At 69.5% G+C, this 26,532-nt stretch carries 20 protein-coding genes and 1 other RNA gene; 7 read left to right on the top strand and 14 right to left on the bottom strand.

What is annotated here, in order from left to right:
* Positions 1-35: 35 nt before the first annotated feature.
* From Acor_RS24480 to ftsE, 9 genes are all read right to left on the bottom strand, one after another.
* A complete protein-coding gene (locus Acor_RS24480) occupies positions 36-1,451 on the bottom strand; it encodes a lanthionine synthetase LanC family protein (protein ID WP_155339078.1) in 1,416 nt (471 codons plus the stop codon).
* On the bottom strand, positions 1,448-2,017 hold the full coding sequence (locus Acor_RS44635) for a T3SS effector HopA1 family protein (protein WP_281353257.1): 570 nt from the start codon (positions 2,015-2,017) through the stop codon (positions 1,448-1,450). Before Acor_RS44635 ends, Acor_RS24480 begins: the two co-directional genes overlap by 4 nt.
* Positions 2,018-2,387: 370 nt before the next feature.
* Positions 2,388-3,320 (bottom strand): phosphotransferase, encoded by a 933-nt coding sequence (locus Acor_RS24470; RefSeq protein ID WP_155339076.1) that lies wholly within the window; start codon positions 3,318-3,320, stop codon positions 2,388-2,390.
* Positions 3,321-3,325: 5 nt separating this feature from the next.
* Positions 3,326-4,957 (bottom strand): S8 family serine peptidase, encoded by a 1,632-nt coding sequence (locus tag Acor_RS24465; protein ID WP_155339075.1) that lies wholly within the window; start codon positions 4,955-4,957, stop codon positions 3,326-3,328.
* 408 nt (positions 4,958-5,365) lie between these two features.
* Positions 5,366-5,755, bottom strand: a transfer-messenger RNA (tmRNA) gene (ssrA, locus tag Acor_RS24460).
* Between the two features lie 299 nt (positions 5,756-6,054).
* Positions 6,055-7,938 (bottom strand): penicillin-binding transpeptidase domain-containing protein, encoded by a 1,884-nt coding sequence (locus tag Acor_RS24455; RefSeq protein ID WP_155339074.1) that lies wholly within the window; start codon positions 7,936-7,938, stop codon positions 6,055-6,057.
* A gap of 3 nt (positions 7,939-7,941) precedes the next feature.
* A complete protein-coding gene (smpB, locus tag Acor_RS24450) occupies positions 7,942-8,424 on the bottom strand; it encodes an SsrA-binding protein SmpB (RefSeq protein WP_155339073.1) in 483 nt (160 codons plus the stop codon).
* A 23-nt stretch (positions 8,425-8,447) separates the two neighbouring features.
* Positions 8,448-9,347, bottom strand: coding sequence for a permease-like cell division protein FtsX (ftsX, locus tag Acor_RS24445; protein ID WP_155339072.1), 900 nt, complete (start codon positions 9,345-9,347; stop codon positions 8,448-8,450).
* A gap of 11 nt (positions 9,348-9,358) precedes the next feature.
* Positions 9,359-10,048: a cell division ATP-binding protein FtsE gene (gene ftsE / locus Acor_RS24440; RefSeq protein ID WP_155339071.1), complete on the bottom strand. Its 690-nt coding sequence runs from the start codon at positions 10,046-10,048 to the stop codon at positions 9,359-9,361.
* Between the two features lie 155 nt (positions 10,049-10,203).
* Between ftsE and Acor_RS24435 the strand changes: the two genes are divergently transcribed.
* A complete protein-coding gene (locus Acor_RS24435) occupies positions 10,204-10,404 on the top strand; it encodes a hypothetical protein (RefSeq protein ID WP_246239054.1) in 201 nt (66 codons plus the stop codon).
* Here Acor_RS24435 and prfB read toward each other — a convergent pair.
* Complete coding sequence (prfB, locus tag Acor_RS24430; RefSeq protein WP_155339070.1) at positions 10,395-11,510, bottom strand: peptide chain release factor 2; 1,116 nt, start codon at positions 11,508-11,510, stop codon at positions 10,395-10,397. The two genes, Acor_RS24435 and prfB, sit on opposite strands and share 10 nt — an antisense overlap.
* A 71-nt stretch (positions 11,511-11,581) precedes the next feature.
* Here prfB and Acor_RS24425 point away from each other — a divergent pair, with 71 nt between their 5' ends.
* Positions 11,582-12,589 carry a DUF8094 domain-containing protein gene (locus Acor_RS24425; RefSeq protein WP_155339069.1) on the top strand — a complete coding sequence of 336 codons (1,008 nt, stop codon included), beginning with the start codon at positions 11,582-11,584 and terminating at the stop codon, positions 12,587-12,589.
* Between the two features lies 1 nt (position 12,590).
* Here the strand turns inward: Acor_RS24425 and Acor_RS24420 are convergent, their stop codons facing one another.
* The 3 genes from Acor_RS24420 to Acor_RS24410 all read right to left on the bottom strand — a co-directional run bounded on the left by Acor_RS24420 (position 12,591) and on the right by Acor_RS24410 (position 18,582).
* A complete protein-coding gene (locus tag Acor_RS24420; RefSeq protein WP_155339068.1) occupies positions 12,591-17,441 on the bottom strand; it encodes an NAD-glutamate dehydrogenase in 4,851 nt (1,616 codons plus the stop codon).
* 349 nt (positions 17,442-17,790) lie between these two features.
* Positions 17,791-17,991, bottom strand: a complete 201-nt coding sequence (locus Acor_RS24415; RefSeq protein ID WP_155339067.1) for a zf-HC2 domain-containing protein — start codon at positions 17,989-17,991, stop codon at positions 17,791-17,793.
* Between the two features lie 21 nt (positions 17,992-18,012).
* Positions 18,013-18,582 (bottom strand): sigma-70 family RNA polymerase sigma factor, encoded by a 570-nt coding sequence (locus Acor_RS24410; RefSeq protein WP_155339066.1) that lies wholly within the window; start codon positions 18,580-18,582, stop codon positions 18,013-18,015.
* Positions 18,583-18,697: 115 nt separating this feature from the next.
* On the opposite strand from Acor_RS24410, the gene Acor_RS24405 reads away from it, so the two are divergent.
* From Acor_RS24405 to Acor_RS24385, 5 genes are all read left to right on the top strand, one after another.
* On the top strand, positions 18,698-19,288 hold the full coding sequence (locus Acor_RS24405) for a DUF4142 domain-containing protein (protein WP_155339065.1): 591 nt from the start codon (positions 18,698-18,700) through the stop codon (positions 19,286-19,288).
* A gap of 27 nt (positions 19,289-19,315) precedes the next feature.
* Positions 19,316-20,650, top strand: a complete 1,335-nt coding sequence (locus Acor_RS44630; protein ID WP_155339064.1) for a DUF1996 domain-containing protein — start codon at positions 19,316-19,318, stop codon at positions 20,648-20,650.
* Between the two features lie 178 nt (positions 20,651-20,828).
* Positions 20,829-21,548 carry a hypothetical protein gene (locus Acor_RS24395; protein ID WP_155339063.1) on the top strand — a complete coding sequence of 240 codons (720 nt, stop codon included), beginning with the start codon at positions 20,829-20,831 and terminating at the stop codon, positions 21,546-21,548.
* A gap of 29 nt (positions 21,549-21,577) precedes the next feature.
* On the top strand, positions 21,578-23,002 hold the full coding sequence (locus Acor_RS24390) for an NADH-quinone oxidoreductase subunit NuoF family protein (RefSeq protein ID WP_155339062.1): 1,425 nt from the start codon (positions 21,578-21,580) through the stop codon (positions 23,000-23,002).
* Positions 23,003-23,071: 69 nt separating this feature from the next.
* Positions 23,072-24,532, top strand: a complete 1,461-nt coding sequence (locus tag Acor_RS24385) for an FAD-binding oxidoreductase (protein ID WP_155339061.1) — start codon at positions 23,072-23,074, stop codon at positions 24,530-24,532.
* A 49-nt stretch (positions 24,533-24,581) separates the two neighbouring features.
* Here Acor_RS24385 and Acor_RS24380 read toward each other — a convergent pair whose 3' ends face one another.
* Positions 24,582-26,480, bottom strand: a complete 1,899-nt coding sequence (locus Acor_RS24380; protein WP_155339060.1) for an ATP-binding protein — start codon at positions 26,478-26,480, stop codon at positions 24,582-24,584.
* Positions 26,481-26,532: the final 52 nt, after the last annotated feature.

The following is a 26,532-nucleotide window of genomic DNA, read 5'->3' as shown; positions in this document are numbered from 1 at the left end:
CCGAGGTGGAAGCCCGCGTCAGGTCGTCGCCACGCCTAGGTCTGGGTGGTGTCGGTGACGTCGCGTTCCGCGTAGTCGACGTCGTCGATTCGGTTGAGCGTGGCCAGGGCGGCGTCGACGTCGGCGTCGGCGGGCAGGCGGAGCAGGGCACGACCGCGCGGGGAGACCCGTTCCACCTGGCAGCCGGGGACGGCGGCGGTGAGCCGCTCCACCCTGGCCCGTAGGTCCGTCGACTCCAGCGAGCCGCTGAGCTGCACGATCACGCGCGTAGTCATGGTCACTCCAGCATAGGTCAGCGCCGTCGACGGGATCAGGGCGTGTTCGGTCCTGAGCAGGGCGGCGCCGATCCCGGCCAGGCCAAGGAACAGGCTCGGGTTCTCCTCGCCGCCCGGGATCCCGCACGACCAGAGCCCGTCGCCGACCAGGTCGACGGCGATGGCGGCGGCTTCCACGGCCGCTTCGCGCAGGGCGGGCTGGCCGAACACCTGCGCGGCGTCGAGGAGGAGTTCGATCGCGCCGGACAATCCGTGGCAGAGCGACAGGTCCGCCTTGCCGTCGGCCATCCTGGCGATCATGCGGATCGCCGCGTCGACGGCGACGCCCGCCTCGGCGGCGAAGACCTGCTTGCCGGTCACCGCGTACTGGCGGAGCCTGGCCTGGCCGATGCCGAGCGCGCCGTGACACCAGTAGACCGGCCAGCCGATGGCCTCATCGGGTTCCCGCAGGTCGGGCCAGTTGCCGTGGTCGGCGGAGAACCAGGAGCGTTCGAACACCGCCGCTTCGGCCGCGAGTTTGAGGCCGTCGGGTTTGCCCCATTCGGTGAGGGCGAGGGCGACTCCGGACGCGCCGTGGCCGAGGCCGCAGAGCGGGGGCGTGTCGATGTCGGAGGGCCAGCAGGTGCCGCCCGCCGGGCCTGGCTGGGCGTCGTCGATCAGGCTGCGGGCGGTGCCGTCGGCGGTCGACGCGGCGAGTTCGGCTTCCGGGCCGGGCAGGCCACGGGACAGCCGCAGCAGGGCGAGCAAGGTCCCGGCCCGGCCCGCGATCAGGTCGACCGCTCGCGGGACCTGCCGGCAGGTCAGCCGGGTGAGGCGGGCCGCGGTTTCCATGAGCCGGTCGTCCCGCAGGAGTTCGGCGGCGTCGAGGGTGGCGGTGGCGACGCCTGCCGTACCGGACAGAAGGGCACCGTCCGGGCGCGTGCGCCGCACCCAGTCAGCGGCGTGAGCCAGGGCGCCGCGCGCGGTTCTGGCCACTTCCGCGTCACCGCTGATCGCCGCATACCGAGCCAGAAACAGGCCGATCCCCGCGGTCCCGCCATACAGATCCCCGTCCACCGCCCGGTAGATCACCGTGCCCTCGCCCGAGGCCGACGGCACGACTTCGTCCCCGAACCAGGTGGCGCGCTCCCCATCCCAGAGCGCCTCTTTCACCAGCTTCTCCGCGATCCCGCTCATGACCGCGACCCCAGCAGATGCGGCCGAACCGGATCGATCCCGGCGGCCCGGAACCCGTTCACGATCGCCTGCGTGACGACCACCGGATCACGACGCGCCTGAGGAGCCATGTCCTGCCATATCCGCACAAGCACCTGACACCTCATCGCCCCGAAACTGTCCCCGTCCAACGGCCCGTCCGCCTGCCCCACGCCCGGCGCGAGCGCGGCACTGAAACGCGGCCTCGCCGGCCGCAACACCTCCCGCAGTTCCCGCGCCACCGCCCGCAACTCCCCATCCAGCCTCACCGCGTCAGGCGCACCCTGATACAACACGATCGCATCCGCCCGCCCCCCATGCTCCGCATGCAACGGCGTCTTGAGCTGGTACGAAACCCCCCGATGCCTGGCCATCAGCCCAGTGATCACCCCAACCGCCCTCGGAGCATCCCCCGGCGCCACGTTCAGATACGTCCGCGTCAACCGATCAGCCCCCACCGGCGGCCACTCCCCCTGCCGCGTGTACCAAAAGCCATGCTCCCTGTCACACCACGTCCACGCCGCCCGCGCCAACAACGCATCCCCCACCCGAGCCGCCAACCCAGCCCGACTCGGTACGACATACGCCCCCCGCGACAAATACCGCCGAAGCTCCCCCTTACCGGCCACGACTCCCCCGAGTTCGGTAACCGACTCCACCCGCCACCCACCCACAAACCGCGCCGCATCAGCGTGCGCCGCATCAAGCGCACCCCCCAAGTTGGCGTCGATCGGCGTGAGCGCCCCGGACCTCACCGGAAGCGGCGTACTCGCCAGATACCAGGAGTAAAGCGTCTGCTCCACCTCCGGCTCATCCGCAGCCAAGCCCGCCAGCAGCTCTCCCGCACGGGGGATATCCGGATGAATCACGCGACCACCTCCAGAGCCGGCCCCGACAATGCGCGGACATCCGTATAAATCACGCGGCTACTTCCCACGTCATGACCTCCCTGGCCAGCGACCGATGGCGGGTGACTTCGTCCGTCGGGTCGTCCAGCCAGGTGATGAGCTGGAGTGCCCGTACCAGTAGGCGGCAGGCGACGAACGCGTGCAGTTGGCGGAAATCCACCTGGCGGCTGGTGGCGTAACCGTCGAGGAAGGCTTTGACCGGGCCCGACGGGGGTTGCCAGGTGCCCCCAGAGCTGAGGTACTCCTGGATTCCGCCGGCCAGGTCCCAGCGGGAGTCGCCCGCGCCGGAGGACTCCCAGTCGATCAGAACGGCGTCGCCGTCGGTCCGGATGAGGACGTTGCTGAAACGGATGTCGCCGTGGACTGTGGTGTCGCAGGCCCAGGCCGTACCGACGGCGGAGAGGGCGGCCAGGTGGGAGCGGTCGGCGAGGATGGCCGCGGTGAGGGAGCTGAGGCGTTCGTCCCGGTCCAGGATCGGGAGCCGGGCCGGTCCTTCGAGGTCGAGCAGCCACGGGCGGGCCGGCTTCAGCGGCAGGCCGGTGGCCAGGCGATGCCAGGCGCCGAGAGTCCGGCCGAAGGCGGTCGCCCAGCGCGGGTCGAGCGGATCGTGCGGCGCGGCGAGCCGGTCCAGCCGCCGCGCCGAGATGACCCCTTCCAGGACGAGCAGGCCCGCGTCCGGATCATGCAGCTCCAGCCGGGGCAGCATGGCAGTGCCGCCCGCGGCCTGATAGAGCGCGATCTCGCGGTCCGGCTCGCCCTGGCCGCCCTCGCGCGGTGTGCCGACATCCTTGACGGCGAAACCCTGGCCGCTGCCGAGCTCGACCAGAACGACACCGTTGGACTCGGAGACGTCACGCGCGGTCAGGCCATACCGGTGCACGTCGGCGGCGCGCACCAGGCCGCGATCGAGCAGCAGCCGTACGGCCCGGCGGGAGAGGCTCATCGGGGTCAGACCTCGTGCACGTCGCCGTCGTCGTCCACGTAGAACCAGTCGGCTTCGCCGAGGCTCGCGGACGACTCACCGGACACACGCCGCTCCAGATCCGACAACCGCCCGATGATCTCGTGCAGCACCGGATCGACCGGCGGACGCACCGGGATCCGCGGATCACACAACTCCGACCCGCACCCCAGACTCGACTGACACCCGTCGACCACCGACGGACAGCGCAGCCCACTGACGCACCCGGAGCCGAGCCGCGTCGTCTGGCACAGCACCGGCAGCCTGGACGGGCAGTTGATCTGCAAAATCGTCCGGCAGACGGTCAGCGTCGACCGCTCGCACAGGATGATCCTGCTCCGGCACGGCGTCAGCCGCGAGATCGGAATGATCAGATCACCGCAGGTCAGCGCCGCCCGCGCGTCCACCCGCCCATGACCCCAGCTGTTGTCGAACGCCGCCGCCCCCAGCTTGACCGCACTGTCCTGCAGACACTCCTTGATCTTGGCGTTGGTGTGCCCAGGATGCCGGCTCCACATCAGCGCCGCCAGCCCCGTCACCAGCGGCGTCGCCATCGACGTCCCACTCAGCGACCCGTAGTTGAGCGGCAGCGTCGGACTGACACTGTAGGTCGGCAGCGTGGACAGAATGTTCCGCCCCGGCGCCACCACCGTCACTTCCGGCCCGACATTGGAGAAGCTCGAAATCACATCCCCCGGATCGGTCGACCCGACCGCCACCACCCCCGCGATGGTCGTCGAGTACGCGGCCGGCCAGATCACCGGCCCCGCGCCGTCGTTCCCCGCCGCCGCGACCAGCAGCATCCCCCGGTCCGACGCGTACTGACAGGCCAGCTGCTTGGTGTTGTTCGCCGCCCCACCACCCGAGTAGTTGATGACCGCCTTCAACCCATGCGCCACCGCATAGTCGGTGATCTCCTCAACCGCGTCCGCGAAGTCCGCCGACCCCCCGTTCCCACTCGCGTCCAGGGTCCGGCACACATACACCGGCGACCCCCAGTTCATCCCCGCGACCCCCGTCGCGTTGTTCCCCGCCGCCGCCGCGATCCCCGCCACATGCGTCCCGTGCCCGTTCAGGTCACGCGGCGTCCCCCCATCCACGAAGTCCGTCCCCAGCGTGATCCGCGCCGCATCCCGCAGATCATCGTGATCGAGCAGATCCGCACTCATCGAGATCCCCGAATCGATGATCCCGATCAGCACCCCCGCGGCCCCCGTCTGCAGATCCCAGGCCGCCTCCGCCCCCACCGCGGTCGGCCCCCACTGCTGAGCGAACCTCGGATCATCAGGCACGATCTGCGCCCGATCAACGACATCCGGCTCCACGAACTCGATCGCCGCCGTCGTCTCGGCGACCCCCACGTTCCCCATCACCGTGTCCACCGCCGACCCCACCTCCGGCAGCGACACCACGAGCCGCCCAGTAGCACTGGGCCCCCGCACCACAACGGTCCCCTCCGGCAACGCCGCCAGCGCCGCACTCACCCGCTCCTCGACAATCCCCTCCCCCACCGCCAACTGCACGATGAGCCGCCGCGCCACAAACCGCACGGCTTCATCCCCGAACTCCCCCGCCACAACCTCAATCCCCGTGTTCTCCGCGGGATTCTCCTCCAGCATCTCTGCCCCTCCTCCTACCGCCAGGTCAATTTCGACCGTAAGCAGCCCAAAGCAGAGCGTCACCCCGGGAATATCCCTAGTCCCCCCACCCCCACACCCCAGGGTCCAGAACACAAAAAAGCGGCGCCGTCAATCCAGACGTCACCGCTTCACAACAACCGAGAGCAACCCAGTAACCACAACTCAACACCCGAGGAGAGGAGACCCCAGTCCCTCCGACCAGGCTCATCCGATGTGCCCTCACCCCATACTCAACCACGGCAATCGCGCTAGCTCGCGGGGGGGGGCGTGGGGGGCTCGGCCCCCCACACCGGGGGGCCCGGGGGGCTCGGGGGGTCGTCCCCCCGTGTGGAAACCGAAACGACCCTGGGGAGGAAGCCGCAAGGCTTCCGACCAGGGTCGTTTCATTCGTGGAGGTGGCGGGAATCGAACCCGCGTCCTACGGCACCGAGCTAGGGCTTCTCCGGGCGCAGCCTGTTTATGAGTTTCTCAGCCCCGGCGCTCTCACAGGCGAGTCGCCGACGGGCTCAGTCGCTGTTTGATTTCCCCAGCGATCCCGCGACCGGGTCGATGGGTTTAGCCTCCTAGCGATGCCAGGTCCCGGGCCGGAGGCGGTCCCGGGCTGACACGGCTTAGCTCGTCTGCTTAGGCAGCGAGAGCAAGCGTACGCTTGCTAGCCGGAGTGCTCGTGTTATCGGCACTTATTGGTTTGCGGACACAGTGTTATCGAGGTTATGTCCGCCGTCCTCGGCCCGCTTCCCCTACCTTGAAATGTCGCAGTCGAAACCGGTCACCCCCATGTGGAATTTTCAACCCCGGCCCCGCGCGAGCGGAGACGGGCAACGTCACCCTACAGGGGGGAACGCCGTCACGCGAACCGGTATTCCGGCCGTACATAAGGTGTCAAGCCGCCGAAAATTGCCGTAAGCCCCCGGAAGCAGCAGGCTTCCGGGGGCCGACCGGCAGGGTCGAGCCGGTCCGGACGGCAGGGCTCCCCCCGAGATGGAGCCCTGGTCGATGACCGAGTTCGCAACCCCCCAAAGCGAACCCGGTCACTAAGGAAGACGCCGGCGGGGGGCGGGATGGTTGCTCGGGGGTCAGAAATCTTTTCTGGTGCCGCTGAAGAAGGCGCCCGCCACGGAGGAGGCGCCCGCGGGGTCGGGGCCCTCCATCATGACGGCGACGGCGACGTCGCCCTGCCAGCCGACGAACCAGGACAGCTGGCGGCGGTCCTTCTTGTCGACGAAGGTGACCGTGGACGCGACGCCGTACACGGGGTCGCCTGGGGCGGCGGCCGCGCGGGCGGAGCCGGTGGCGACGCCGGCCCGCATCAGGGAGCGGAGTTCGGCGACGCGGGCGGCGTCGAGGGGGCGTGGCTTGGGGGGCGGGGGCGGGATGATCTCCGCGTTCGGGTCCGGTGAGGACGGCGCGGTGACCAGGGTGGGCGGATGCCAGGTCCCGGACCGGACCGCGCCGGCCACCAGTGCCATTGCCAGCGGGCTCACCCGGACGCTGGAACCCGCGATGATCTTGGCGCGGGCGGCGTCGGTGGTGCCGGCCGGGATGGATCCGCTGAAGCTGTTGAGCGGCAGGCCCCAGGGCGCGCCGATGCCGAACAGGCCGGCGCTCTCGGTGAGGGCGCGCTCGTCCACCCGGCGGGCCATCGAGGCCAGCGCGGTCACGCAGCCGTGCGCGAAGTCGGCCTCGAAGGAGGGCGCGGAGGAGGTGACGCCGGTCTGCTGGAAACGCGCGCCGCCGACCGTGCGGTCGGCCGTGCACGGGACCTTCTGCCCGACGTCCAGACCAGCTTTGAGCAGGGCTTCGGTGGCGATCACGGAGAACGTGGTGCCGGCCGGGAACTTGCCGGCCAGTGCGTCGTTCTCCTGGTGCAGGTCCTTGGTGGAGACCGCGAGCACCTGCCCGGTGGGGGCGTCCACGGCGACCAGGGCGACCGGCTGGGTCCGCGCGACCGCGAGATCGGCGGCCCGCTGGAGCCGGGAGTCGATGGTCGTCCGGACCGGCGTGTTCTTCCGGCCCGGCCAGGACTTGAGCTCCTTGACCGTCTTCCAGGTCTTGGTGTCCAGCACGATGACCCGCGTCTCGGTGGAGCCGGTCAGCTGGTCCTGGTAGGCGCGCTGGAGCCCGTCCCTGCCGACGGTGTCACCGGCCCGCTGGGGGCCGCCGAGCTGCTGCTCGCTCTCCGCGGTGACGGCGTTGACCCGGCCCACGATCTGGGCCGGCGACTTGGGCGCGACCGGCGGATAGACGACCGCGATCTTGAGGCCGTCGATGCGGTCCAACTGGGCGAGCAGCTGCTCGTACTTGGCGCGGCCGAAGGTGGCCAGCGGGACCGCGTCGGTGGGCGGCGCGGACAGGATGCGGCTGAGCAGCCGGTCCTGGGCGAAGCCGGTCACCTTCGCGAGTTCCTGGCAGAGCCGGGCGGGGTCGGAGAGCTGGACCGGGATCACCTGGGCGACATACTGCGTGTCCTGGTCCTGGAGGGTGTCGCCGTAGCGGTCGATGATGGGCTGGCGGCCCTCCGGGTCCACCTTGACCGCCAGGCGCTGGCCTTCGTGCAGGTCGGGGTGGATGACGCTGGGCGACCAGCGGACCTTCCAGCGGCCGTCCACCTGGTGCAGCGGCAGCGTGCTGGCGTAGGTCCACAGCGGGTTGTTCTCGCCCAGGTCCACCTCGGCCTGGAAGGCGGCCTGGGCGGTGCCGCCGTCCCGGGTGATGTGGCCCAGTTTGAAGCGGAGCGAGGCGGCGTCCAGGTGCAGGGCGACGTCGCCGAGCGCCTTCCGTACGGAGGCCTCGTCGGCGTCGGCGCGGCGGGCCGCCATGGCGTAGTCGCCGCTCTCCCAGCCGACGAGGAAGTCCCGGATCGCCTCGTGCGGGGACGGCTCCTCGAAGCACGCGGTCAGCGTCGGGGTGAGCAGCCCCAACGCCAACGCAAGCCGTACAGAACGGGACAAACGGGACACGGCCTAGCGGCCCCCCTTGCGGCGGACGGCGTTGGACAGGGCCCGGGACATCTCGCGGTTGTCCTGCTTCTCGCGCAGGGTCTGGCGCTTGTCGTAGTCCTTCTTGCCGCGGCCGATGCCGACCTCGATCTTGGCCCGGCCGTCCTTGAAGTACAGGGCGAGCGGCACCAGGGTCAGGCCGCGCTCCTTGAGCGTGGCGTTGATCTTGCCGATCTCCTTGCGGTGCAGCAGCAGCTTGCGCTTGCGCCGCGCGGCGTGGTTGGTCCAGGTGCCCTGGCTGTACTCGGGGATGTACACGTTGTACAGCCACGTCTCGTGGTCTTCGACGGCGGCGTAACCGTCGGTCAGGTTGGCCTTGCCTGCCCGCAACGACTTGACCTCGGTGCCGGTCAGGACCAGACCGGCCTCGTAGGTCTCCTCGATGAAGAAGTCGTGGCGGGCACGCTTGTTCTGGGCGATGACCTTACGCCCGGTCTCACGTGGCATGGCAGAGAGCCTACCGGCGCTCGTCACACACGCAGATAACGACGGAGCGTGATGAACGAGGCGAGGATACAGATGATCACACCGACCGCCATGGTCAGGGTGATCACCCCGGCCACCGTGTCCCAGCCCAGTGGCACCGCCATATAGGACTGGATGCCCTCGAACAGCAGCACCTTGGTGGTGATCAGCAGCACCGCCGCGAACACGCCGCCGATCAGGCCGGCGATCACGCCTTCCAGCACGAACGGCAGCTGGATGTACACGTTGGAGGCGCCGACCAGGCGCATGATGCCGGTCTCGCGCCGCCGGTTGTACGCCGACAGCCGGACCGTGTTGCCGATCAGCAGGGTGGCCGCGCCGACCATCAGGATGGCCACGCCCAGCGCCATGTACTGGAGCCGGTTCATGAAGCCGAAGTAGTTCTCCAGCAGGTCGCGCTCGTTGATGATGTTGGAGACGCCAGCCTGGCCCTCGATGCTCTCGATGATCGCGCTGGCCTTGTCCGGGTCGCGCAGCTTGACCCGGAACGACTCCGGCATGTCCTCGACCTTGACGATCGCGGCGAGCGTGCGGTTGTTCTCGGAGATCTTGAAGTTCTCCAGCGCCTTGGCCGCGTCCTCGAACTCGACGCTCTCGACCTCGGGCATCTCCTTGATGGTCGCCTGCAGGGCGTTCTTCTGCTCCTGGCTGATCGCGCCCTTGTCCTTGCAGGACTCGAAGGCGGAATCCTTCTTACACAGATAGACCGACAATTCCACCTTGTCGGTCCAGTACCCGGTCATCGAGGTGACCTGAGAATTGATCATCAGCCCGACGCCGAGCAGCGCCATACCCACGGCGACGGTCACGATCACCGCGATGGTCATCGTGAGGTTACGCCGGAGTCCGATCCAGACCTCGGAGAAGATGAAATTCGCCCGCATGCTTCCTTCTTCTAGTACGCCTGGCCGTAGACACCCCGCGACTGGTCGCGGACGATCTTGCCATCCTCCAGCTCCACCACCCGCTTGCGCATGGAGTCGACGATCGCCGCGTCGTGCGTGGCCATCAATACGGTGGTGCCGGTCCTGTTGATGCGGTCGAGCACCTTCATGATGCCGATGCTCGTCGCGGGGTCGATGTTTCCGGTCGGCTCGTCGGCCAGCAGGATCATCGGACGGTTGACGAAGGCCCGCGCCATGGCGACCCGCTGCTGCTCGCCGCCGGAGAGCTCGTCGGGCATCCGGTGCGCCTTCCCCTCAAGGCCCACCAGCTCGATCACCTCGGGCACCACCTTGCGGATGAACCGCCGGGGCTTGCCGATGACCTCGAGCGCGAACGCGACGTTCTCGTAGACGTTCTTGTTCGGCAGCAGCCGGAAGTCCTGGAACACGCAGCCGATCCGGCGCCGCAGGTGCGGCACCTTGAAATTGGTGAGGCGGGCAAGATCCTTACCGGCGACATGGATGGCGCCGGAATTGGGCCGCTCCTCCTTGAGCACCAGGCGGAGGAACGTGGACTTCCCCGATCCGGAAGGTCCTACGAGAAACACGAACTCGCCCTTGTCCACATCGACGGAAACATGGTCGAGGGCAGGACGATTCTGGTTCTGGTAGACCTTGGTGACATTATCGAAATGGATCACGGGCGCATCACGGCATGCCAGTCTAGGGGGCGGGGGACGTCCAGCCCGGGGGGCGCCGGTCTCTTTTCGCTAGATCGACGTTCCGGTTGGCCAGAGCTCAGTCTAGGGGTAACACTGGCATGGAACGTCCATAACGGAAACAAAACGATTAGGGCATGGGTAAAGCTGCGATGAGCTGCGAACACTTGATCTGCGCCGCGTGCGCCCAACCTGTTGTCGAGGGCCGCTGCCCGGCCTGCCGCAACGCCCGCGAGAAGTTCCATCACCACGGATCCCCGCTCTCCTCCCCGGTTTTCCTGGGTCTCCTGGTGGTGCTCGTGCTCGCGCTGACCGCGCTGAAGGTCTACTACTCCTGACCGGCCTCGGCCCGCCGCATCCAGCGGATCTCGCCCTCGATGAACTCGTCGAGGTCGCCGTCGAGCACCGAGGTCGGGTTCCCGGCCTCGACGCCGGTCCGCAGATCCTTCACGATCTGGTACGGATGCAGCACATAGTTCCTGATCTGCGTGCCCCAGGACGTGGTGCTCTCGCCGCGCAACTCGTTCATCGTCGCGGCCTCCTCCTGGCGCTTGCGCTCCAGCAGCTTGGCCTGGAGCACGGTCATCGCCGAGGCCCGGTTCTGCAGCTGGGAGCGCTCGTTCTGGCAGGAGACCACGATCCCGCTCGGCAGGTGGGTGATCCGCACCGCCGAGTCGGTGGTGTTGACGCCCTGCCCGCCGGGGCCGGATGACCGGTACACGTCGATACGGAGATCGTCTTCGTTGATGTCGATGTGGTCGGTCTGCTCGACCACGGGGACCACGTCCACCCCCGCGAACGAGGTCTGCCGGCGGCCCTGGTTGTCGAACGGGCTGATCCGGACCAGCCGGTGGGTGCCGTGCTCGCCGCGGAGCGTGCCGTACGCGTAGGGCGCCTTGACGGTGAAGGTGGCCGACTTGATGCCCGCCTCCTCCGCGTAGGAGGTGTCGTAGACCTCCGTGGCGAAACCTTTACGCTCGGCCCAGCGCTGGTACATGCGCAGCAGCATCTGCGCCCAGTCGGCCGCGTCCACGCCGCCGGCCTGGGAGTTGATGGTGATGAGCGCCTCGCGCGCGTCGTACTGCCCCGACAGCAGGGTGCGCACCTCCAGCGCGCCGATGTCGGTGCGCAGCGAGATCAGCTCGCGGTCGGCTTCGGCGAGGGTGTCGGCGTCGCCCTCCTCGGCGGCCAGCTGGTAGAGCACCTGGAGGTCCTCCAGACGGCTCACCAGGCCCTCCACGCGGTTCACCTCACCCTGCAGGTGGGAGAGCTTGCTGGTGACCTTCTGCGCGGCCTCGGGGTCGTTCCACAGGTCGGGTGCGGCGGCCTGCTCTCCCAGTTCGGCGATCTGCTTGCGCAGCGCGTCGAGGTTGAGCACGTCCTGGATGCTGTCCAGGGTGCCGGTAAGCTCGTTGATCTCTTCGGCTGGGTCGATGGCTGCCACGTCTGTAAAGGGTACGCGAACACCGGACTGGCTACGATGTGGACCGGCTGTCCCGGGGAAGGGGGAAGACGATGCGGCGCGCGATCGCCCTGGTTGTCCTGTTCGCTGTTGCCGCCTGCACCTCGGCGCCGCCGCCCCAGCCGCACCCGAGCCCGGTCGCGGCCACCACCGCCGCCACGGCTGCCCCCACGCCGACGCCGGTGGCGCTCACCTTCGAGGACGCCGCCACCGCGCTGCGCGAGCACCTGGCCGCCGACGACGTGGCCAGGGTGAACGGCGACGAACGCTGGGCGCTGGACCTGGCCAGGGACGGCCAGGACCTGTTCACGATCGCCCAGTACCGGACCGCCCGGATGCATCCGCCGCGCTACACCTGGGGGGAGCCGACCCTGATCGTGCCCCGCCAGTACGGCAACGCCCCGCTCTGGTTCGCGGCCGTGCTGGAACGCCGCGAGGACGGCGGAGAACCCAGAAAAGCGCTGCTGGTCTTCGTCAAACAGGGCGAGATCTGGCAGAACAGCTTCGAATCCCTGCTGGAAGCCGACCTGCCGCCGCTGAAACTGGACGAGGAGGGCCACGCGACGGCCCTGGACGCCCGCGACCAGAGCATCGCCATCAGTCCGTACCTGATGGGCCCGCTGCACGCCACCATCGCCGAGGAGGGCCGGGCCGGGTACGCGTCCGGCCTGATCGAACCCGGCCCCCGGACGACCGGCTACTTCGCCGAGATCAAGCGCAACCGCAAGTCGTTCAAGTCCCGCGGCCTGGCCTACGACTCGCTGTTCGCCCTGGCGGTCGGCTTCCCGGTGTACGCGGTGAGGACCGCCGACGGCGGTGGCCTGGTGCTCTACAGCCTGACCCGCACCACGACCTGGACGGCCAAGCTGGAGAACGCCCAGGGCATGCATCTGGAGATCCCCGAGGAAGCCCGCTGGGCGCTCCGGTCCGACGTGATCGTCAAGGAGCGCCGGATCCTGGAGACCCAGCAGTATGTCGGGGCCGTACCGCCGAAGGACTCCAGTGCGCCCGCCGAGGTCGTCGGCTACGACGGCCTGGTGACCAGGGCGAGCGTCACCTGAGCTACTGCGGCAGGCTGCTGGTCGCCACCAGCGTCCTGATCGCCCGCAACGCCACCGAGAGCGTCGCCAGGTCGAACGTGTCGCTCTCCCAGATCTCCGACAGCGTCTGCTTGGCCCGCGCCACCGCGGCCTCGTTCGCGCGGGTCCACCGGGCCAGCCGCTCCTCCGGCGCGAGCCCGGGGGTGCTGTGGATGAGCACGTCCCTGGTCAGGCTGGCGTGCGCCGCGTACAGGTCGTCCCGGAGCGCGGACCTGGCCATCGCGTTCCACCGGCTGTCCCGGGGCAGCGCGATCACCCGTTCCCGCAGCCGGGCCAGCTGGAGCCGGTCGGCCAGGTCGAAGTAGACCTCGGCCACCTCGTTCACCGGCCGCTTGGTCAGCTCGGCGATCTCCACCAGGTCGAAGGTGGAGTAGGCCGGCACCATCCCGGCCGTGCGCTCGGCCAGCTCGGGCGGCACCCCGCGGGACACGAACGAGTCCCTGCGCTCCTCGAACGCGGCCAGGTCGAGCCCGGTCAGCATCTTCGGCAGGTGCGGCAGCAGCCCGTTGGCCCCCACCTCGAAGAAGTTCGCCACCGAGGCCAGGTCGAGCGGCGGCCTGCGGTTCCCGAGCAGCCACCGGGTGCCGCGCTCGGACAGCTTCCGCCCTTCCAGCAGCATCCGCAGCTGGGTGTCCTCCGCCACCTTGCCGTCCAGCGCCTCCACCTGCCGCCGGAAGCTGGCCAGGTCGAACACCTCCCGGGCGACCAGGTAGGCCCGCGCGATGTCGCGCATGGACGCCCCGCTCTCCTCCCCGAAGCGGAACATGAAACTGGTTCCACCCCAGTTGACGAGATCGTTCACCACCCCGGTGGTGATGATCTCCCGCCGCAGCGGGTGCGCGTCCATATAAGCCTGGTACGGCTCCCGCAGCGCCGACGGGAAATACGACACCAGCCACTTGCGCAGGGCCGGATCGTCCGGCAGGTCCGAGGCCAGCAGATCCGCGTCCACCACCAGCTTGGTGTAGGCGAGCAGCACCGCCAGCTCCGGCTGGGTGAGCCCCAGCCGGGCCTGCCGCCGCTCCGCCAGCGCCTTGTCCGACGGCAGCGACTCCAGCCGCCGGTTGATCAGCCCGGCCCGCTCCAGCCAGCGCAGGTATCTGGCGTGGATGTGCAGCATCTCCGGCGCCTGCTTGCTGGAGGCCGCCAGCACCACGTTCTGCGCGTAGTTGTCGCGCAGCACCAGACCGCCGACCTCGTCGGTCATGTCCTTGAAGAGCTGGTTGCGCTGCTTCTCGGTCAGCTCGCCGTCGCGGACCACCTGGTTGAGCAGGATCTTGATGTTGACCTCGTGGTCGGAGGTGTCCACGCCGGCCGAGTTGTCGATGAAGTCGGTGTTGATCCGGCCGCCGCCCAGCGCGTACTCGATCCTGGCCGCCTGGGTGAAGCCCAGGTTGCCGCCCTCGCCGATCACCTTGCAGCGCAGTTCGCCGGCGTTGACCCGGAGCGCGTCGTTGGCCTTGTCGCCGACGTCGGCGTTCGACTCGGTGCTCGCCTTCGCGTACGTGCCGATGCCGCCGTTCCAGAGCAGGTCCACGGGGGCCCTGAGGATGGCGCTGATCAGGTCGTGCGGGGCCAGCGCGGTGACCCCGTCGGGGATCCCGAGCGCGAACCTGACCTGCGGCGTGACCGGGATCGACTTGGCCGTGCGCGGCCACACCCCGCCGCCGGCCGAGATCAGGTGCGGCGCGTAGTCAGCCCACGAACTGCGCGGCAGCTCGAACAGCCGCCGCCGCTCGTCGAACGCGCCGGGGCCGGGCTCGGGGTCGATGAAGATGTGCCGGTGGTCGAAGGCGGCCAGCAGCCGGATGTGCGGGGACAGCAGCATGCCGTTGCCGAACACGTCGCCGGACATGTCGCCGATGCCGGCCACGGTGAAGTCGGTGCTCTGGACGTCCACGCCCATGATCCGGAAGTGGTACTTCACCGACTCCCAGGCGCCGCGCGCGGTGATGCCCATGGCCTTGTGGTCGTAGCCGACCGAGCCGCCGGAGGCGAACGCGTCGCCGAGCCAGAAGCCGTAGTCGGCGGCGACGCCGTTGGCGATGTCGGAGAAGGTGGCGGTGCCCTTGTCGGCGGCCACCACCAGGTAGGTGTCGTCGCCGTCGTGCCTGACCACGTCCGCGGGCGGCACGACCCGGCCGCCCACCAGGTTGTCGGTGAGGTCCAGCAGCCCGGACACGAACTGCCGGTAGCAGGCGACGCCCTCGGCGAACAGCTCGTCCCGCCCGCCGGCCGGCGGGTGCTTGACCACGAACCCGCCCTTGGACCCGGTCGGCACGATCACGGTGTTCTTCACCATCTGCGCCTTGACCAGGCCGAGCACCTCGGTCCGGTAGTCCTCCATCCGGTCCGACCAGCGCAGCCCGCCGCGCGCCACCTTGCCGAACCGCAGGTGCACGCCCTCCACCCGGGGCGAGTACACGAAGATCTCGAACTTGGGCCGGGGCTGCGGCAGCACGCTGATCGCCTGCGGATCGAACTTCACCGCGATGTACGGCTTGCGCTTCCCGTCCACCAGCTGGAAGAAGTTGGTCCGCAGGGTCGCGGTGATCGTCTCCAGGTAGGCCCGCAGGATCCGGTCCTCATCCAGCGATGCGACCTCGTCCAGCGAGGCCAGGATCTCCTCGTGCAGCGCCGCGCACAGCTCGTCCCGGACGTCCCCGGCGCGGCGCGGATCCAGCCGCGCCTCGAAGAGGCCCACCAGCAGCCGGGCCAGCCGGACATTGCCGAGCAGCACCTTCTCGATGTAGTCCTGGCTGAAGGTGGCCCCCGCCTGGCGCAGGTACTTGGCGTAGGTGCGCAGGATCTCGGCCTGCTCCCAGGTCAGCCCGGCGGCCAGGACCAGCGCGTTGAAGCCGTCGTTCTCGATCTCGCCGTGCCAGAGCGCGGCGAACGCCTCCTGGAAGAGCCGCTTGATGTCGTCCCTGTCCACCTCGGGGGTGGGGGTGAAGCGCAGCCCGAAGTCGTAGATCCAGGCGTCCTTGGTGGCGGGGTCGTTGTCCCGGTCCACCTCGTACGGACGTTCGTCCACCACCTCCACGCCCATCCGCTGGAGCAGCGGCAGCAGGTGCGACAGCGAGATCGGCCGGCCCAGCCGGTAGACCTTGAACCGGCGCTCGTCGGGCCCGGCGTCGTACGGCTCGTAGAGGTTCATGGCGATGTCGCCGCCGGAGTCCGCCAGCTGTTCCAGGCGTCTCAGGTCGGCGACCGCCGTACGGGGCGGGAAGTCGGCCTTGTAGCCCTCGGAGAAGGCCGTCAGGTAGCGCCGGATGAGGGTGGGGGCCTCCTGCTCGGCGCAGAGTTCGGTGACGGCGGCGGCGAGGTCGTCCTCCCAGGAGCGGGTGGCGGCCGCCAGCCTGGCCTCCAGCTCCTCCATGTTCACGGGCGTGTCGGCCAGCCGCTTGCCGCGTTCGCCGCGGATCACCACGTGCAGCCGGGCCAGCGCGGACTCGCCGATCATCGCGCTGTAGTCGAGGGTGTGCCCGCTCAGCGCCTTGAGCAGCAGGTCCTGCATCTTGAGCCGGACCTTGGTGGTGTAACGGTCGCGGGGCAGGAAGATCAGGCAGGAGATGTAGCGGCCGTAGTCGTCCCGGCGCAGGAAGAGTTTGACCTGTTTGCGCTCGCGCAGCCGGAGCACGCCGAGCGCGATCGGCAGCAGCTCGTCCACCGAGATCTGGAACAGCTCGGAGCGCGGGTAGGTCTCCAGGATCTCGATCATGTCCTTGCCGTCGTGGCTGTCCGGCGGCAGGCCCGCCCGGTCCAGGACCGCGCCGAGCTTGCGGCGGAGCACCGGGATGCGGGAGATCGACTCGTTGTAGGCGACGTGCGTGAACAGGCCGAGGAAGCGGCGTTCGCCGATGACCTCGCCGTCGGCGCTGAACAGCCGGACCCCGACGTAGTCGAGGTAGGTCGGCCGGAACACGGTCGCCCGGCTGTTGGCCTTGGTGATGATCAGGACCTGTTTCTCCCGCGCCTTCGCCCGCAGTTCGGGGGGCATCGCGGCGAAACTGGTGGAACCGGCCTTGTCGGCCCGCAGGATGCCGAGCCCGGTGCCGGGCACGGCGGTGAGGGTGTCGTCGTCCTCTAACCGGTACTCGCGGGAGCCGAGGAAGGTGAAATGGCCGTCGGCCAGCCAGCGCAGCAGCTCCAGGCTGTCCTCCACCCCGGCCGGATCCAGCGGCGGCGGGTTGTCGGCCAGGTCCTCGGCGGTCATCAGGGCCAGGGCGCGCATCTTGGCATAGTCCTCGACCGCGTATCTGACGTCCTCCAGGACGCGGCGCAGGTCGGCTTCCAGCCCCTTGAGCAGCTCGGGGTCGCTCTGCCGGTCGATCTCCAGATACATCCAGGACTCGACCAGCATCATGCCGGTGATGTCGGCGTCCTCGTCCCCGAGCAGCCGGCCGGTCATGTCCCGGCGGACCCGCAGCTGCGGGTGCACGATCAGATGGGTGCCGAGGCCGTGCCGGTCCAGCTCGGTGGTGACCGAGTCGAGCAGGAACGGCATGTCGTCGGTGACGATCTGCACCACCGAGTGTCCGGGATCCCAGCCGTGGTCCTCCAGCATGGGCGAGAACACGTGCACCAGGGCCCGGCCCTGCGGCCGGTAGGCGGCGAGATTGCGGTGGGCCAGCGCCGGACCGCATACGTCGACCGGATTCCGGTCGGCCAGGTCCTCAAGGGGAACCTGGCGGTAATACTCCTGAAGGAAGCGGAACAGGTCGGCCCCGTCGGCCGCGCCCGGCACCTTGGCACAGGTCTCACCGGCCGTGCGGAGCAGTTCGTCCATCGCCTCAGCCGTGTCGAGCGGCATGTCGCTACTCACTCCTTTGTGAGGTCGTACGGAGGCAAGCATCCCATAGCGGCGACGGGAGAGGTGTGACCCAGAGCTCGTAGACCTGGTGCTCAGTGATGAAAAGGAGTCGTCACCGGTCCCCGATTGGGGATCTCGCAGGTCTAGGAGCTGGGGCAGCGTAGGAATTCGCCATGGGGTAGCCGCGCGCCGTCCTCATCGAAATTACGCGAAGGCGGTACGGCTCTCGCCTCGGGCATCCCGAAACTCCTCCGGGGGCGCACTCCGCTGATCATCATTGACCAGCGATCAGATCGCCATCCGAAAACCGCGCGGGCGTCAACTTACGGGCGGACCGGAAGGTCGGACCCTAAGGACGGACCCGCTGCGACGCGGACTTGACCTCGTTGAGCAGGCCGGGTAACTCGCCGAACTCGTTCAGCTCGATCCGGCACCGTTCACACGAGACGAGGTGGAGTTGGAAGCCCTGTATGTCCTCGGGGTCCAACACCCCGAGGGCGTATGCCGCCACGTCGTGGTGCAGGGACTCTGGAACCTCATCGGACAACATGAGATTCCCCGAAGACCGACATTAGTTGGCCACTCCCCTCTCTTTCAGGACGCCGCGCAAGGCGCGCAAAGCGTAGTAGAGCCTGGACTTCACCGTACCCGGTGGAATCCCCAGTATCTCTGCTGCTTCGCTTACCGTACGGTCCCGTAAGTATGTCTGTTCTATAACTTCCCTGTGATCTGGCGACAGGCCGCGCAGAGCGTCGGCGACCACGATGGCCGCCAGCGTCCGGTCGGCTGCGTCGGGGACGGCGATGCTGTCGGCTTCGGGAGGTTCTACTTCCCTGGGCCGGACACCGCGTCTGCGACGGCCGTCGATCACGATGCGGCGCGATACCGTGAGAAGCCAGGCCCACAGGAGCCCTCGTTCCCACGTTAACTTCGCCGCGTTACGCCAGGCACGCAGAAGCGTCTCTTGAACAACGTCCTCTGCCCATTGCAGGTCGTTGCCTGTCGTCTGCCTGACCTGACGGAGCAACGGACCACCGAACTCCTGGTACAACTCCCTGATCAGACGATCATCCCGATCAGGGTCGTCCTCGGGGTCCAGACGCTCGAACCGGGTGTCGAGTTGTCGGCGCACGAGCCACATATTTGCACCTGTCTTTGTGTGATGTACACAACTCCCGTAACTCCAGTCATTTCTGACTATTTGCTGAACCTCTCCCGCGAACCCCGCGTACCTCCCTCCGAAGAGAGGAGGCGCCATGCGGTTCCGGTTCGGGGAGCTCGTGGTGTTCGGTGTTTTCCTGTTCGCGGCAGCGGTCGCCGTGATCGTGGTGGTGCCGCAGAGTCAGGCGGCGCAACAGGAGGGCTGGACCCAGACCAGGTGGGGCCCGTTGGGTCCCGCTGACAGAGATCTGCTCATCAAGGTGCGGTGGGCCGGGCTCTGGGAGATCCCCGCCGGCCGCTGGGCGCAGGAGCGCTCGACCAACGCGAAGGTCAAGGAAACGGGCGTTCACCTGATGAACGACCATGCCCAGCTCGACGAGGAAGTCCGCGCGGAAGCCGCCCAGCTCGGCGTCCAGCTGCCCGACGAGCCCAACCCGGACCAGCAGCGCTGGCTCGGTGAGCTCTCCAGCCGGACCGGCGCCGAATTCGATCAGACGTTCGCCGACCGGTTGCGCGCCGCGCACGGAAAGGTCTTCTCGGCGATCGCCGCGGTCCGCGCGGGCACCCGCAACGACAAGATCCGCGAGTTCGCCTCGAAGGCGAACGCGGTGGTCCTCAAGCACATGACCCTGCTTGAGGAAACAGGTCTTGTGGACTACTCGCAGCTGCCAACCCCTCAGTCTTAGCTAGTCCTAGTTCCAAGAGGAGAATCCATGCGAAAACGCTCTATAGCGGTCGCTGGCGTCCTGCTGGCCGGATCACTCATCCTGCCCGTCACGCAGAGCCCCGCGCTGGGCGCCGTCAACGGTCCGTCCTTAGGCGACTTCGTCGACATCCGCCGGGTACCCCCGGGGAGCACGGGCGTCCGCGCCGGGCGCGGCTCGTTCACCTCCCAGTGCGGCCGCAACCAGAACGAGCATCGCAACTCCGACAACCACATCGTCGCCCCCGGCGTGACCAACGGGGCCCACCACGTCCACGACTACGTCGGAAACCGGACCACCAACGGGTTCTCCACCGACCAGAGCCTCGCGGCCGGCGGGACCACCTGCCGGTTCGGCGACAAGTCCGCGTACTTCTGGCCGGTCATCCGGCTCCGGCCGGACCTGCTGCAGGAGCAGCGCGGCCAGCAGAACCAGAACCGCCGCAACCAGCAGCAGCAACAGCAGGACCCCAACCAGCAGCAGGACCAGAACCAGCAGCAACAGCAGCAACAGGACCAGAACCAGGGTCAGCAGCAGCAGAACCAGAACCAGCAGCAACAGGACCCCAACCAGCAGCAACAGGATCCGAACCAGCAGCAGCAGAACGGCGACCAGAACGCGCAGGGCTTCGCCGCCCAGAACGCCAACCAGCGCCGGAACCCCGGTAACAACAACCAGGGCAACAACAACGGCAACAACCAGGGCAACCCGCAGCCGAGTCAGACGCCGACGCAGCAGCAGCCGACCCAGGAACCCACCCAGCCCGCCCAGCCGCCGCCCCCCAGGCCCGGCGAGGACGGCTCCGAGCTCGGCGGCGCCGCCGACGGCAACATCGGCCAGATGCTGACCCCCCGCTCGGTCAACCTGCAGTTCCGCGGCAACCCGTCCAGCCGGGTCGTGGCGATGCCCAGGTTCCTGCGCCTGATCACCGGCGACGCGAAGGCGACCACCAACGGCGGCGCCAACGCCCGCGCGCAGTGGAGCTGCACCGGCTTCACCAACCGCTTCACCACCCAGTACCCGCTCTGCCCGCGCGGCAGCCTGGTCGTCCGCATGCTGGACTTCCCGAGCTGCTGGGACGGCCAGAACACCGACAGCGCCAACCACCGCACCCACGTGGTGTTCCCCGGCGGCAACGGCGCCTGCCCGGCCGGCACCAAGGCCATCCCGCAGCTGCGGATGACGCTCACCTACCAGGTCCCGACCGGCCCTTCGTTCGCCGTGGACGCCTTCCCCGAGCAGCTGCACAACCCGTCGACCGACCACGCGGACTTCCACAACGTGATGTCCACCCAGCTGATGAACGCCGTCGTTCAGTGCATCAACCGAGGCCAGCGCTGCTGACCCGGAGATGAACCCGAGGATGAACGCAGACATGGCGCAAGAGATGACGCGAGGCGTTTCCGAGCCCGCACCACCCCCCAGCACAGTCCCCCAACCGGAGGAATCCGTGTCCAGACGACGGTCTCACCGTCGGCAAGAAACGCCGCTCAATCTGCAGTCCCGCCCGATCAGGATCGCGTTGGGCGCCCTGGTCGTGTGCGTCATCTTCGGTGCCATGCTCGCCGCGAGAAACGGGCTGAGCGCCGGTCTCCTCGCGGAGGCGCAGAACTTCCTGACCGTGTACGCGGGCGTGCTCTCCCTGGTCGCCCTCACCACCACGGTCGCCCTGGGGCTCCTCGCCTCCGAACGTCTCCTGCTGCCCATCCCCTGGCGGGTGCGCGCCCAGCTCGTGCATCGGGGCGCCGCACTCGTCGGGGTGGGCTTCCTGGTCACCCACATCGGTATGAAGATCGCCGCCGGGCTCGTCCCGGCCTGGGGTTCCGTGCTCCCGACGACGAACCTGGCCATCGGAGCGGGCGCCATCGCGTCCGACCTGATGATCGTGGTCGTCGCCACCGGAGTGATGCGCGGCCGGTTCGCGCAGGCCGAGCGGCCGTGGCTGTGGCGGGGTCTGCACGACCTGGCCTATCTGGCCTGGCCCGTGTCGATACTGCACGGCCTGGCCGCCGGCCGGACCCCGGCGACCTGGGTGAGCTGGAGTTACATCGCCTGTCTTGTGGCGGTTGGCACCGCCCTGCTGTTGAGAGTCGTCGTCTCTCTTCGCCCCGCGGCGACGATCGCCGACGACCTGGAGACCCTGCCGATGCCTGAGGTCGCACCCGCGCCCCAGTCGGTTCCCGAACCGATCAGCATCGTGGGCCGCGAACGCACCTCCTCCAAGCTTCGGAGAGTCGTATGATCCCCTATCGCGTCTCCAAACTTCGCCGGATGGGTCCCGCTCGGCTGACCGCCGGGCTGGACGACAACCGCCGGCTGGATCTGGACACCCACTACACCGTCCACAGGCAGCTCGACGGCGAGACCGTCGACGGTCTCATCGCGATGGCCGAGGAGGTGGACCTGCGCGGCCGCGGCGGGGCCGCCTTCCCGTTCGCCCGCAAGCTCCGCGCGGTGGCCGCGCACACCCGCAGCTCCGAGACGGTGGTGCTGGTCAACGCCGCGGAGGGCGAGCCGGCCAGCATGAAGGACAAGATGCTGCTGACCCGCAAGCCGCACCTGGTCCTGGAGGGCGCGCTGCTGGCCGCCAGCGCGCTCGACGCCCGGGAGGTGGTGATCGCCACCCCCGCCGGCGAGCTGGCGGAAGGCTCCATGCTCGCCGCCGTCTCGGAACGCGGCCTGACCGGATACGTCCGGGTGGTCGGCATCCAGGAGCGGTTCATCTCCGGCGAGGGCGGCGCCCTGGTCAAAGCGGTCAACGGCGAGCTCGGCATGCCGTCGGGGCGCAAGGTCCGCTCCAGCGACAGCGGCGTGAACGGCCTGCCGACGCTGCTGTCCAACACCGAGACCTTCGCCCAGCTGGCCCTGCTGGCCGAGCTCGGCCCGGAGGAGTACGCCTCGGTCGGCACCCCCCAGGAGCCCGGCACGATCCTGCTCAGCGTGAGCGGCTCAGTGACCGCGCCCACCGTGGTGGAGTGCACGCCCGGGGTGCCGCTCGCGGCCGTGCTGGACATGTGCGAGGCCAGCGTCGGCGACGGCCTGCTGGTCGGCGGCTACCACGGCAAGTGGCTGAGCGCCGCGGACGCGTACGGCGCGATCGTCTCCCGGCGGGGCATGTCCCAGTCGGGCGGCGAGCTGGGCGCGGGCATCATCGTGCCGCTCGGCTCCGACACCTGCCCGCTGGGCGAGACGGTCCGGGTGGCCGCCTATCTGGCCGCGCAGTCGGCCGGGCAGTGCGGCCCGTGCCGGATGGGCCTGCCGTCGCTGGCCCGCGCCCTCGCCGAGCTCACAGTTGGGACCCCAGGCGCCCTGGATCTCGTCCAGCAGGCCGCGACCGCCGTCCGGGGCCGGGGAGCCTGCTTCCACCCGGACGGGACCTCCAGGTTCGTCCTGTCCGCGCTGGACGCCTTCGCCGACGACGTGGAGGAGCACCGGCTCAACGGGACCTGCGGGCGGCCGACCAAGGAGGTGCTGCCGCTGCCGATCGCGGACGCCTCCGACGTCCGGCTGGTGGTGGACTGGACCCGCTGCCAGGGCCACGGCCTGTGCGCGCATCTGGTGCCGGAGCTGGTCAAGCTCGACCATCACGGCTACCCGGTGTTCATCGACAGCCCCGTGCCGTCGTGGGCGAAAAGCGAGGCGCAGCGCGCCGTCGAGATGTGTCCCGCGCTGGCGCTGCGAATCGGCGCAAGGTGACCTGATTGTCACCAACCCCACCGGCATGTCATGCGTCTCACGAGGTAGTTGCGACTTCGGAGAGTGATCATGTCGAACACCCCGCGCCCTTCCGCCTTACTCGGGCGGCGGGGGTTTCTGGCGTTCGTCCCGGCCGGCATCGCGCTGGCCGGCGTCGGCGCGCCGGACTGGCGTGCGCTGGGCCGGGGGTTGGACGGCAAGCTGGTCCGGCCCGGTGACGCCGCCTATGACCGGGCCAGGAAGCTGTTCAATCCCGCCTACGACAAGGTCAGGCCCGCCGCGGTCGCGTACTGCGCGACCCCGGCGGACGTGGCCGAGTGCGTGGCGTTCGCGCGCCGGTTCGGCGTGCCGATCACCGGCCGGTCGGGCGGGCACAGTTACGCGGGCTGGTCCACCGGGACCGGCCTGGTGGTGGACGTGTCGGCGCTGTCCTCGGTACGGCACGGCGCCGGTCTGGCCACCGTGGGCGCGGGCGCCAAACTGGTGGACGTCTACGCGAAGCTCGGCAAGCTCGGGGTCAGCATCCCGGCGGGCTCCTGCCCGAGCGTCGGCGTCGCCGGGCTGACCCTCGGCGGCGGGATCGGGGTGGTCTCCCGCCGGTACGGTCTGACCTGCGACGTGCTGACCCAGGTGGAGATGGTCACCGCGGACGGCAACCGGGTGACGTGTTCGCCGACCAGCCATCCCGACCTGTTCTGGGCGTCCCGCGGCGGCGGAGGCGGAAATTTCGGGATCGCGACGTCTTTCACCTTCCGAAGTCACGCCACCCGCGAGGTGACGGTGTTCTTCCTGCACTGGCCGTGGGGGCGGGCGGGGGCGGTGTTGCGGGCCTGGCAGGGGTGGGCGCCGTCGGCTCCGGACGGGCTGTGGTCGAACCTGCATCTGAGTCATGATCCGTCGCCGGATGTGACGGTGGGCGGGGTGTATCTGGGGTCCAGGGCGGGGTGCGAGAAGCAGTTGCAGAGGCTCGCGGATCGGGTCGGGCGGGGGCCTTCGAGCAGGTATGTGCGGCAGGTGCCGTACCAGCAGGCGATGATGGTCATGGCGGGGTGCTCGTCCTATTCGGTGTCCCAGTGCCATCGGCCGGGGTCGTTACCCGGGGAGACCGCGGACGGGAAGCTGGTGCGGGACACCTTCAGCGCCAAGTCGCATCTGGCCTACACGCCGCTCGGCGACGCGGGGATCAAGGCGCTGGTCGCGCAGGTGGCGAAGGCGGGCAGGCACACCGTGCTGCTGGACGCCTTCGGCGGGGCCATCGGCCGGGTGCGGCCCGACGCGACCGCGTTCCCGCATCGGAAGGCGCTGTACAGCGTGCAGTACTACGCGCATTTCGGCGGAGCGCTGGCCTGGGCCCGCGCCGCGCACGCGGCGATGCGGCCGTTCTTCGGGGACCATGCCTACGTCAATTACATCGACCCGGACCTGACTGGGTGGTTAGGGCAGTACTACGGCGCGAACGCTCCCAGGCTGGTTCAGATCAAATCGAAGTACGATCCCGGACGGCTGTTCCGGTTCCCGCAAGGGCTGTGAATCGTCCCTCGGTGCCCCCGGCCCTCACCGGGGACACCTCCGGGAGGGTTCAGTGGGCCCGCTGCCAGAGCAGTTCGACGAACCGGGCCTCTGCCAGGGCCAGGTGGCGGCGGTAGGTGGTGGTGGGCAGGCCGAGCAGTGCGGCGGCGTCCGCCTGGGTCCTGGCGGGACGCAGGAACGTGTGATGCAGCGCTCGATGCGCCTTCAGGTCGCGCGGCGAGGCGGCCAGCTGGGCGGCGACCTCCTCGAACAGCGCGCGCAGGTCGCGTTCACCCAGCTCCAGCGCGCCGAGCAACGGCGAGTCGCGTAGCCCGTCCGCTCGTCCGTAGGCGCGCAGATCGGCCCTAACGGCTTGACCGAACTCGTCCTCACCGAGCGCCTGCCTCACCACCGGCGCGGCCTCGATCAGCGCGTCCCGCTCCGCCAGCCGGGCCACCCAGATCTGCGGCGGCACCGCCCGCCAGTCGTGCCCGAACACCGCGTACGTGTGCTCGCCCACCGTGAAGTCCGCCGACTCCAACCGCGGAAAGTCCACGTGCGCGCAGCCCGCCGCCCAGGGTTCGGCCGCCGCGAAGGTCAGCAGCGTGCGATCCGGGCAGTCCCCGGTCAGGTACGACCGGAACAGGTGGGTGGTGATGAACAGCTGCACCGGAGACGGTTCCTGGTAGCAGCGGCCGTCCATCCAGAACCGCACCATCCGGGTCCGGCCGGGCGGCAGGTCGCGGGTGGCCGGATCCGCCCGGTCGGGGACGGCGTCGATCAGCAGGAAGAACCCGGCCGCCGTGCCGTCCCTGCCTCTGATCACGGTCGCCTGGTGCCGGGACAGCCAGTGCTCGCACAGCCGGGCCGAGTCGTCGCCCTCGTGTTTGCGCACCCAGGACACGATCGTGCCCAGTTCCGCGCGGGTCGGCCGGTCCGCGCTGAGGCCGCTGGTCTGCGGGTAGCCGGTGACGAACGGGCCCAGCGCCGAGGTGGCCCGGTGCAGGTAGACGAAGTCCAGCAGGACCGCGTGGCGGGCGGGGCCGGTGAACTGGCGGCGGTAGTAGGCGGCGGCGCGGTGGCGGATCTGCTCGCAGCCGTCCGGGTCGCGCCAGGCGAGTTCGGCCGCCAGCGCGTCCCTGGCCAGGTCGTGCGGGAACAGGCCGCGGGCGCCGTACTCGACGATGGACAGGCCGCGCAGCCAGCTGAACAGGTCGCCGGCGTCGTCCAGGCCGAGCAGGGCCTCCAGCAGCGGTTCTGTGGTGGCCAGGACCTGGGCGCAGGCTTCCAGCGCGCGCCGGTGCAGCGGGGTGGGCACGGTCTCCACGAAGCCGCGCAGCAGTTCGGCCATGACCTCGTGCGCGGATCCGGCGGAGAAGCGGCGCTGCGCGGAGACGTCGGCGACCAGGGCGAGGGCGAGCGGGTGGCCGCGGGTGAACTCCAGCGCCGCCTCGCGCTCCTCCTCGGGCACGCCGCGGTCGGCCAGCAGCCGGAGGCCGTCTTCGTGGTCGAGGTTGCCGAGCGGGAGCAGCCGGACCAGCTCGCGCCAGCCGGGGTCGGCCCGCCACACCGGCTCGGGGCGGTCCCGCCCGGCGATCACCACGGCGGCGTCGGCGGGCAGCCGGGGCAGCGCCTCGCGGCGCAGCCACCGGTCCAGGCCGGGGACGCGTTCCACCGTGTCGACCAGCAGGACCAAGCCGCCGGCGTCGAGGTCCAGCTCGTCGAGGCCGGCGAGGCCGGTCAGCTCGTGGCCGTCCAGCCAGAGCACCGGACGGCCGGCCTGGCCGGCCAGCGCGGCGTACCGGTGCAGCAGGGCCGTCTTGCCGACGCCGCCGGCGCCGTGCACGAGCAGGACCTGGGCCGGGGCGGCCGGGTCGAGCAGGTCGTCGAAGGCCGCCAGCTCGCGTCGCCGGCCCACGAAACCGCGCTGCCGCGCCGCGGCCAGCCGGTCACCCAGGCGTGTGGACATGACACCTCACTCCGGTGCGAGGGGCCCCGAAGTGAAGTGTCCGTCACCGTCC

Source organism: Acrocarpospora corrugata, from assembly GCF_009687845.1.
Taxonomy (GTDB): Bacteria; Actinomycetota; Actinomycetes; order Streptosporangiales; family Streptosporangiaceae; genus Acrocarpospora; species Acrocarpospora corrugata.
Note: the sequence above shows the minus strand (reverse complement) of the source record. Positions and strands in the feature narration are given on the sequence as shown.